This is a genomic window from Pseudomonas sp. NPDC087612, from assembly GCF_044743505.1.
GTDB lineage: Bacteria > Pseudomonadota > Gammaproteobacteria > Pseudomonadales > Pseudomonadaceae > Aquipseudomonas.
On sequence record NZ_JBIUWO010000023.1, the window covers coordinates 1 to 9,423 of the forward strand.

General features: G+C 53.2%; 6 protein-coding genes and 1 pseudogene. 1 reads left to right on the forward strand and 6 read right to left on the reverse strand.

The window, feature by feature from the left end; translation table 11 throughout:
* Positions 1 to 460: 460 nt before the first annotated feature.
* Complete coding sequence (locus ACIOVF_RS27875; protein WP_401294176.1) at positions 461 to 1,171, forward strand: DUF1120 domain-containing protein; 711 nt, start codon at positions 461 to 463, stop codon at positions 1,169 to 1,171.
* 258 nt (positions 1,172 to 1,429) lie between these two features.
* Here the strand turns inward: ACIOVF_RS27875 and istB are convergent, their stop codons facing one another.
* The 6 genes and pseudogenes from istB to ACIOVF_RS27905 form a co-directional block, all read right to left on the reverse strand.
* Positions 1,430 to 2,215 (reverse strand): IS21-like element helper ATPase IstB, encoded by a 786-nt coding sequence (gene istB / locus ACIOVF_RS27880; protein WP_401294179.1) that lies wholly within the window; start codon positions 2,213 to 2,215, stop codon positions 1,430 to 1,432.
* Positions 2,208 to 3,630, reverse strand: a pseudogene (istA, locus tag ACIOVF_RS27885) (IS21 family transposase). The gene istB and the pseudogene istA overlap by 8 nt, the downstream one beginning before the upstream one ends.
* A 1,039-nt stretch (positions 3,631 to 4,669) precedes the next feature.
* Positions 4,670 to 5,269 carry a DUF1120 domain-containing protein gene (locus tag ACIOVF_RS27890; RefSeq protein WP_401294181.1) on the reverse strand — a complete coding sequence of 200 codons (600 nt, stop codon included), beginning with the start codon at positions 5,267 to 5,269 and terminating at the stop codon, positions 4,670 to 4,672.
* 9 nt (positions 5,270 to 5,278) lie between these two features.
* Positions 5,279 to 7,720: a fimbria/pilus outer membrane usher protein gene (locus ACIOVF_RS27895; RefSeq protein ID WP_401294184.1), complete on the reverse strand. Its 2,442-nt coding sequence runs from the start codon at positions 7,718 to 7,720 to the stop codon at positions 5,279 to 5,281.
* 11 nt (positions 7,721 to 7,731) lie between these two features.
* Positions 7,732 to 8,430, reverse strand: a complete 699-nt coding sequence (locus ACIOVF_RS27900; protein ID WP_401294187.1) for a fimbria/pilus chaperone family protein — start codon at positions 8,428 to 8,430, stop codon at positions 7,732 to 7,734.
* A gap of 98 nt (positions 8,431 to 8,528) precedes the next feature.
* The coding region (locus ACIOVF_RS27905; RefSeq protein WP_401294190.1) for a DUF1120 domain-containing protein at positions 8,529 to 9,423 on the reverse strand (895 nt) is incomplete at its 5' end.

Consider the following 9,423-nt stretch of genomic DNA (forward strand, 5'->3'; position numbering starts at 1 on the left):
GCATCGGCGAAGGTCATTTGCTTCATTGAAAAGCTCGGCGATTGGTGTCCGGGGATTTTGCCAAATCAGGAAGTCTTTTTCAGGATTTCCCTAGACTTCGTCTGGGCAACCTCCGACAGCCCCCCCTCCTGAAACAGCTTGCGCAAAGGATAACTGGTTGGTGTTGAGGCTGTCGCGACGACCGACTACTGCTCCTTGGCTCAAGACTCGCGCGAGCCACCCAGCTCTTCCAGCATCGCTGTCGGCTCCGCTCCAGCGGCTCCACGCCGTGTAGTTTGAATGAACCAAAATAACTGTTGCCTGTGCCCTATCGCAGGGTGGGAAACGATGTCCTGGCTTTCAAAGGAGTCGTTGATCGCCTACTGCAAGTGCTTCCTTGAAGCTTTAAGACAGATCTCATATTCGTTCTAATACGCTCCAGCTAACCTATGGACTCACTTTCCTTTGATGTAATTATCTTATGAAAAATATGACAAAACATCTTTCTATAGCTTTAGGCTTAACCGCGCTCGCCGCTGTATCCGTCCCGGCACATGCAAGCTCCGTAGATTTGAAAGTGATCGGATCTATTACGCCCGCTTCATGTGTACCAACCTTAGGGGGGGGCGGCACGGTAGACTATGGCACTATCCATCCCAGCACCTTGTCGGATACTACGCCTACCCTCCTTCAAGAACGCGAAATTCCTTTTACTGTTACTTGCAGCGCCCCTGCTAAATTTGGATTAACTGCTATTGAGGGGCGCCCAAACACGGCTTTGGGTACGCTGTGGCCTAGTGGGGTTGCGGAAAAACCAGCTTCAGTGACCTTTAACAGCGGTACCTGGTATGCAGCTGGCTTAGGCCTTGCTGATGGCAAAAAAATTGGTGGTTATAGCCTCGTTGTTAAGACTGACACTGTTATGGCAGATGGCGCAGCGATAGCTACCATTCACCGCAATGCTGATTGGGCCGAAGGAACTTTTGCCGCGTCTACAACGGCAAGCGGTATGTACAGTGGAGGCATTCGTACAGTGTCATGGGCAACCCCGGCAACCACAGTTCCTGTTGCAATTACAAACCTTAATGGGAGTTTAGCAGTTCAGGCGTATTTAAATACTACTACTGAGTTAGACATGAGTAAACCTATTGCACTAGATGGCCTGACAACTCTGGAATTGGTTTACCTATAACTTTCACTGTAGTGGTCAACTAATGCCGGACATGACGTTAAGTTTTTCTCGGCCTGAGCGAGCGTAGCCCGCCATTGAATTGATGAGGCTGTCGGCGCTGATTGAAACCTGCCCCACCCTGCCGATTGAAAATTGACCCAGGGCGGATTGCTGATTTTTGCATCAGCAATTGTGGATAAGCTTAGCAGTCGTGTCCCGGTGGAAGAGACATTTAGCCCCGCCGCATGTGAGCATGCGGCAGGGTATTTTCGGTGCTGATCAGAACAGCTCATCGTCCTCGCTACCATCTTCGTCCTTGCGCTTTCGTTCACGTGATTTGATCTTTGTCTGCGCGGCCAGAGTGCTGTGTTGCAGGCGGTAGGACTCGTTGCCCGTTTCGACGATGTGGCAGTGGTGTGTCAGCCGATCCAGCAACGCGGTGGTCATCTTAACGTCACCAAACACACTCGACCATTCCGAGAAGCTGAGGTTGGTGATGATCACCAAGCTGGTGTACAGCTCGGATAGCAACTGAAATAACAGGGCACCACCGCTCTGACTGAAGGGCAAATACCCCAGTTCATCGAGTATCACCAGGCCTGTTCGTAACAGCCCTTGAGCTATGCGGCCCGTCTTGCCGTCGTACTTTTCGCGTTCCAGCAGATTGACCAGATCCACCGTGGAGTAGAAACGCACGCGTTTGTGATGTGTGGTGATCCCGGACACGGCCAAGGAGGTGGCGAGGTGTGTTTTGCCTGTTATGAACACCACATTCTGCGCGGTATCGGTGAATTCCAGGCTGGACAAATCCCTGACTAGGCGGGCGTCTGCGCTGGAAGCGCTGAAGTCGAAACCGGCCAAATCACGATGCATGGGGAGTTTAGCCATGTTCATCTGGTGGTTCACTGTACGCACCGCTCGATCCGCATGTTCTTGTTGGAGGAGATGCACAAGCAGCCATTTCGACGAGGTCGTTGAGGCTTCGCCTTGCGATGCCAGTTCTTCCCAGACGCTGACCATGCCATGCAGACGCAGTTCTTTAAGTTCCGCCTTAAGATCACGCATTGCGAGTCTCCTCATCGGTGGTACGGAGCCGGTAGTAGCGTGCCGTATTGGCGACAGGCTATCTTGAGTTGCAGGCTGGTTTCGGCGTACGGAGGGGCTGCTCGTGGACATTCAGGATGTGGTCAGCACTCAAGCTGCCCGCTTCAAATACCAACTCCACAGCCACCAATACGGCGTCGAGCCCGGCGATGGGAACAGCCGCCAGTACCTGCGACATGACTCGACCACCATTGGTGTGCCGCCTCATACCGCGTTTTAGCATTTGCAACGGTTTCGGCAGATCGGCAAACGGAGCGCCATTGCGCAGCGCACCGGGCTTGCGTTCGATGAGCGGGATGTAATGCTGCCAGTCAAAACTGACCTGATCTCGATCAAACAGGCGCTCGTGACTGGCAATCATCGTTTCATCGGCGACGACCACCATCCGTGTGGGATACAAACGGCTGCTGACCCACTGACCGACCCGCGCACAGGGCACCGAGTAGCGATTTCGCGCCACTCTGATTAGGCAGGTGCTGTAGACCCGTACGGTGCGCTCGACGTAGCCATCAAAAGCAGTCGGCATCAATTCGGCGCATTCCAGCTCCAGGACGTCCCCCACTGTCAGAACGCTGTACTGCGGGTGCACCAGTTCGTCCCAGAGCGTACGGCAGCGTTGGCCAAGCCAGGCATTCAATTCCTCGAAGGTGTGGAACATGCAGTTTTGAGCATCGAGCCAGATGCGCCGTCGGCTGCCTTGGACGTACTTTCAACGATGCCTTTTTCCCAGCCGGAGGCCACGTTGCAGAAGTCCGGATCGAATAGGTAGTGCGCACACCTAACGGCAAACCGGGCATTGACCGTGCGGCCTTTACCCTTGTTGACCTTGTCGTCAGCCGTTTTCATGTTGTCGTAGATGCCACAACGCGGCCCCCCACCTAACGCGCCAAACGAGCGGGTATGGGCATCGAACAAAATCCCGTTGCCTTGGCTGGGATACGCAACCACCAAAATGCGCGACTGACGCAAAGATTCATATGGGAGACCTGGATGCGTCGGAACAGGCCTCCGATCAACAGACCTTCTTCGCTCCAGTCGAATTGAAAGGCCTCGCCGAGTGCAAAGGTCAGCGGCACAAAGGCCCGTAAAGACTTGCTTGGCTGGCCGCGCCACAAGCGTATGAAGGCGGTGAGCTGGCTGTAGCCGCCGTCATACCCCTCGGCCTTGATCTGTTCGAAGAGTGCTTTGGCACTTCTGCGGTTGTGCTTTGCCCGAAACGAGTCGGCCTTGAGCGCCTGCTCAAGCGCCTCGTGAAATGGACTGAGTTCGTTGAAGGTTGCGCACCGTTGGTACGCCGGCTGAGTGGCTTCTGGTGCTCTGACCCATTTTCGAATGGTGTTTCTCACCATCCCGATACGCTTGGCTATCTGATGCAGCTAGGGCTTGTCGCGAAAGTACATCCGCCGAATTTTTCCCAACATTTTCATGCTGATCACGCTGTGTTCTCCTGCTCAAAAAGTGAGCAGAAGCAGTTGAACACCTAGGTCAGTTTTGAGTCGGCAGAACAGTCTTTACTGGATCAGTTTTCGGTAAGCGACAACACCGGCGTTCAAGCAGCAAATTGTGATCACGCATGGCCCGGTAAATCCGCTTCACGTTGATCGCGGGCAGCGACCACTTTTCACGTGCACGACGCAGCAAACAGCGAGATTCTGGTAGATGGTCAGCAACGGCTTCACAGCCTTGAAGAGTATTTCCTCGACCGGTTGGCGATTCCTGATGCACAAGGACAGCCTAGGATTTGGTCTGAGCTCGGCAACGGCGAAAGGAAACGCTTTCTGTCGACGATCTTTACCCATACGCGGGCATCTTCTGGCGACGAAGTAGCGTTGCGCAAAACGTATGATCTTTGCGCACAGCGAGTTGTGTACCGATCATTTGATCAGCGCACCTTTCGGTAATACAAATGCTTCACGCCACTTATAAGGTGAAAAGAGCGTCGTCAGTTTCGATGAGGGCAAAGCTCAACGCTTGCGTTTCTTGCGTGGTGCGACCGTTGAAAATGGCGACTAGACTGCCATTAGCGCGGCTTCGTTAGCCATGAAATTAATATCGAAAAGGCCGTCAAGCAAGCTGTACTGGTAAGGACTCGGTTGCTCGCTGCGCATGGCAAACCTGTGCGGCTTGAGGATGGCGACCTCATGAGCGAGTTGCTCTTTGACCATTTCGAGACTATTGACCTACTGGCCCATCGCATCGGCCCGGGAGAGCCACTTTAATATCTGTCCGGTTATGGTTGGCAGTTGCTCCGAAGTCATCTGATCGAGATTGGTCATCTAACGAGGATCTTTTGTTGGCCGCATGGAAACTCGATGCTGATAGAGCTTTACTAATCAGGCGTGGCTCTGGGTTAGCCGTAACTGAAATTATATCTAACCAGAAGGCTAGTTTTTGATTTTACTCAACCTATCAACTTCAGTTCATTAGTTCAATAGTCAGGTTGGCTTCATTTTGCTCATGCGTTGAGACCTGAGCATCGGCTTCGGGCAACGTGGGTTCTATTTCCACACGCGCAGTGAAGGTCTTTCCCTTAGCAAGCTGGCCGCTCGAAATGGCAGCAAAACTCTCACTGGGTCGAAGCAGGGCTGAGTCACCCGCCGCTCCATTGATAATTCCATCGGGCGTGCCGCTGGCTATCTGCACGCTTTTGCCGTCTATTTGAGCGTCAAACAACCGAACGATCATGCTGCCGCGATTGCCATAACGAAAATCCCCTCTGTCGCTACGTTCCCCGCGTACCGTCAGCCGCATGCTCTGGGTGTAGGGACAAGCCACGCTGAGCGTCAGCGTTCGCTTACCGAATGTGACGTTGTTGTGACCTGTTTGCGCGTCCTGCAGTTGCCAGCGCGACAGGGTGCCGTAATCAACGACACCTCCTCCCAAAGTCAAACTACAGCGAGTGTCAATCGGAACTGTAGGGGGGATGCCAGGCGCTTCGCCGCTGAGTTGCGAGTTTGCCTGGGCGTACTGACCAAAGATCAACCCAAGTACCAGCGGAACAAAGAGCATTTTCATCAGGTTCTCCTATGAGCGACATTGCGCGCTGGCGGTTTCATACAGTTCATTCCCATTCGCCGTCTCCGGCAGGGCAAGGAAGAATGTGCAAAGGGTTTGGCCGGAGTTCTGCACTTCCAGAGTGCCTCCATTGCCGGCATCTGAAATGAATACGCTGCCTTTCTCACCCACAACCGTCACAAAATCTCCGGCTTCGTTAAACACACTTGCTCCGCGTGGTAGAGGTTTACCATAACCATCCTTGAGATCCACCAGAACCCGACGTGTACGTACCACATCAAAATTGACGTAGTTCACCGAACCGCGTGCGGCTTCTGTTTCTTGGTAAGCGTTGGCGATGTCCACATTCTTCGCCAAGCTACGGGTGTCTACCTGGATAGAAGAACGCTTGTAGCCACTTAGTGAAGGCAAAACAGCGTTCCCGTCTGAATCAGTCCAGGTAGGGCCGGATGGAGTGTCGAGCTTTACGCCACCTTCTTCACCAACTTTGGCGATGCCAAAGGTATCTCCAACGCGGTAAGGTGAAAGTGTAACCCCGTTGTCGTGTGCTACTACTGCACCTGTGGCGCGGGCCGACCAAGAACTGTAGTTATCGGAGTCGCGACTCAGGCTGCCACTCAGTTGGCTGAACGGCGTTACCATATCCATGGTGCCGCTGGTTGAGGTGCGCTGGTTATAAAAGTCCTGTTCGCTCGACAGGCTCCAGCCCCGATCCCGGCTAGAACGGTCGCTGTAACGCACCCCCGCGCGGCTGCTGTTATTGGCTGTTCTGATCCAACTGCTGACACTGCTGCTGCCTAGGGGAATATTGACTGTCAGGTAAAAACGGGTATCGGGATCCGTGGCCGAAGTGCCTGTGTCCTGCTCTAAGGTTGCACCGACGTAGACCTGGCCAAACTGTTTACTCCAGCCACCGCGCGCATAGTCCGTGCTGTCACCATTGAAGTCCGTGCTGCGCGCCATCGAGAGCGAAAGGCTACCGAGCGATTCTGTTGACCACCCCAAGCCTATACCGACCTGTTTGAAACTGCGTCCAATAATGCTCTCTAGGTCATCATCCTGCAGGGCATCGCTAAGCTCGCGATAACCGTCGGTTTGCTGACTAGCGTTGACGCTCACGCTGACGCGCTCGCTCAGGTTGTGGGTCAATGCAGCCGTGAAAGACGCCCCGCGAAAGTCATGGGTGGAATCCTCCGAAAATGTGCCTTGCAGGGACAGTAACGTAGAGTCCCAAGGCTGCGTGTCGAGGCCTATAGCACCCGCGCGATAGGGGGTCGAACCCAAGAAGCCGGCATTGAGCGTGGCGTGCGGATTTAACACCCAGCCATTGGCGATAGTCGCGAGCATGGGCGATTCGCTACTGCCTTCTTGATCAAGTTTACCGACGCCAAAAGAGAGACCTGGCGCTACCGCATTACCGTTGAGCAGTAAGGCGGAAGCCGGCACGGTGAACTGACGTCTCTCACCATTGCTACCCGTCAGGGTGACCTCCAAATCCGACCGAGTGTTGAGCAACGAGAACCCCTGCAAGCGGAAGGGGCCTGCCGGAACTGTGGTGCTATGCACCAACACACCTGACTGGCGAACCTCAACTACCGACTGGCTATCGGCAATACCCTCAACCAATCCTGGGCCTCCACGAGTGCCCTGAAGTGCAGCCTCGGGAAACATTTGAAAGCCAATTACCTGACCAGTACCAAACATGGAATTGGACAGACTTACCTGTCCCGCTTGAAGCACCTGCTTGGAACCAGTGAAGGTGCGTTGTGCGTAAGCTGCCTGGTGCTGCATCGTGTCCACACCGTTAAAGCGTGAAAATGTCTGACGACTACGGATAATCCAGTCGTTGACATTGAGTCCGGCTTCGCTTCCCAGTTGCATGAAGGTTACGCCTGCCGTGGAGCCGGCAGAATCCAGGTACTGGCCCTCATAATTGAGCATCCCTGCAACGCCACCGTGATGCCAATTACCACTTTCGGTTCCTGGATTGGCTACGGCCTGCTGTGGAAGCACCAGATCGACCCGACCCGCTGCTGGATCAAGATTGAGCTCCGTTTGCGGCCAAGCGCTTTTCAGATCGAAACATGCGACTTCCTCGCTAAAACCGGAAGGGGATAATAATCCAGCTTGCTTCTGAAAGCTTTTGTCAGCACACAGTTGTCCGTTATTATCAAAACGCGCTGTTATTCTTCCACGCGCACTGCCGTTCACCGTCAACATCACCGAGTTCTCGCCAGGTAGGAAATGCGGCGCATGTCGAAACAGCTCGGCGAGTGAAGTGTCAACCCCCCGTGACTTGATTGCCTGAGTGTCAAACTCGGTTTCTAATGCTTGCTGAGAGCTTTCCGCTGCGAAGGCTTTGGGTAGCGCAACAACGGCAGTTAACAGAGCTAGCGAGAGCACAGAGTTCGGAGGACACTTTCTGAAATCGTAATGATACGGCTCTTGCACTGAATCCCCCTTTACTGGTTCAGCTTCGCGTCGTACGTTTCGACGGTGTAGCCCCATGTAGTAGCCGGGGAAATACGAACTTCTTGGGGAGCCCCTGCTTTTTTGCCATTCTCGGGCGTGACAGTCAGGGTCTGCCCCGGAAGCACGTAGGCGTTTGGCAAAATCCAAGAGGTGTTATCCGGCAAGGTCTGAACGCCTTGTCCCAGACGCACAACGTAAGGCGAAGGGTTGTTGACAGTCAGGCTGTTGTCTTTCAGCCTCCAGGTCAGATGCTTCCAGGGGGCAAGGTCTCTCTTCAGTCCTGCAGGACGGATAATGACCGGCAAGTTCTGGCGCACGGTGGTGCGTACTTCGCTTTTGCCTTTTTGCTGGGGAGGCACGCCGTCAAACGTGACGCGTTTCAGGCGCTCTGTTTTTAGGGGCTCTTTACTGGTCATGATGAAACGAACACGCTGAGTTTTCCCTGGCTCGACGCGAGCCGCAGGCGGTGTAACGATTAACAAACTTTCAGGGTCGTCAGGTATGTCGATCAATGTGGTCAGCAACAATACCGGGAAGGCATCGGTATTTTGGACGTTGATGGCACCTTCACCATCGTCTTGTTCAACAATAACGACAGATGTTTCCGGTACCACACCGGTCGCATGTGCACCTATAGACGCCAGCCACAGCGCAGCGACACCTGCCTTAACAAAAGACGCGCGTTTCATTGGTTATTACCATTTAGTTAACATTCAATTGATATAAATACGAATAAATCAGTAAAAAGAAAGCCGGGGCTATAGACCCGGCTAAAGCAAGGAAGGGATTACAAGTAAATCATCTCAATAGTGGTCAGCCCATCCAAGTTTACTGGTTTGGATAGATCCAGTTCTGTACTATGGTTTAGATAGGCTTGCACTCGAATCTGGCCTGTTAGATTCGTAAGTGCTATTGGGTTTAAAGTTCCGGTGGCAGCCCAAGATAAATGTCGATCAATAGCGAAGTTGAAAAGTGATCCAGAATTAGAAGCAGTAAATGTTGGCCAGTCAGCGTTTTTTTGGATGCTGTCTACGGCAACGCCATCAGCGAGTATAGAAGATGGTTGAAGGGCCAAAGCATAGCCTCCTATTTTGTCAGTACCATCAAGGCCAAGACCTGCTACGCCAATATTGGGTACGCCTAATAGAGTTATTACCCCAGGTGCACTCCCAACGCCCGTAGGGCCTTCAGTTGCTCCTGCTAGTGACCCAATACGTCCGTTTTTTGCGACGATTGCAACTTTCGCAGGAGCAGTACAAGTGATACTAAAAGAAGTGTTCATCTCCGGCAAAACGGTATAGGCCGTAGCGGAAAGCTTCGTTGGGTGAATTGTGCCATAGTCAATCGTGCCGCCCCCCCCCAGTGTTGGCGTGCACGCAGCAGGTGTAATAGTCCCAATAACACGTAAATCTACAGCTGATGCAGACATCGACGTTGCCGTTAGGGCGGCTAAACTGAGGGCCAAGGTGATATTCTTTATTGTATATTTCATAAGTAAGCACTCCAAGGTAAGTGGACTTATAAAGTATCTGGAGGCGCTTGATCCGGATATGAGATTCGTCTCAAAAGCTCCAAGAAGCACGCCTTGGGATGGTCTGAAGTAGCCATGTGTTTCTGGCTGACTTCGGCCACCGCCGATTTTGAACGTGGCGAGTCGATCCGAAACGCTCAGATCACTCACT

Bases quoted from the DNA above. Each gene is read 5' to 3' on its own strand.
- ACIOVF_RS27875 (WP_401294176.1), top strand. From the start codon at position 461: ATGAAAAATATGACAAAACATCTTTCTATAGCTTTAGGCTTAACCGCG.
- istB (WP_401294179.1), bottom strand. From the start codon at position 2,215: ATGCGTGATCTTAAGGCGGAACTTAAAGAACTGCGTCTGCATGGCATG.
- ACIOVF_RS27890 (WP_401294181.1), bottom strand. From the start codon at position 5,269: ATGAAAATGCTCTTTGTTCCGCTGGTACTTGGGTTGATCTTTGGTCAG.
- ACIOVF_RS27900 (WP_401294187.1), bottom strand. From the start codon at position 8,430: ATGAAACGCGCGTCTTTTGTTAAGGCAGGTGTCGCTGCGCTGTGGCTG.